1 protein-coding gene is annotated in these 249 nt (G+C 65.9%); it reads right to left on the bottom strand.

Translation table 11 applies throughout. The features are described from left to right. Positions 1-28 precede the first annotated feature (28 nt). Positions 29-249: hypothetical protein (locus SB754_RS22000; RefSeq protein WP_410784425.1), on the bottom strand; the 221-nt coding region annotated here is incomplete at its 5' end.

Raw genomic sequence — 249 nt, 5'->3', positions numbered from 1 at the left:
AGGCCGACGACCGCCGCGAGCCCGACGATCACAGCGTGAGGCCGCAGGTGACGGTCGCGTGTTCCGTGATCGTTTCGGAAGCCGCCTGCACGGCTGCCGCGTCGATGCCGCTCGTGTCGAGGTTCTCAAGGTCGTCGCCGGCTTGCACGAGGGCGTCAACGAGAGAGGCGACCTCGCTCCACGATTCTTGTAATTCGGCGGGAGCGAGGGCCTGCACCTCATCGAAGAAGGCGGTCACCGTCGCAACAT

It is taken from the genome of Leifsonia sp. SIMBA_070 (assembly GCF_046534635.1).
GTDB lineage: Bacteria > Actinomycetota > Actinomycetes > Actinomycetales > Microbacteriaceae > Leifsonia.
The sequence above is the reverse complement of the archived record's forward strand: the minus strand, read 5'-3'. Positions and strand labels throughout refer to the sequence as shown.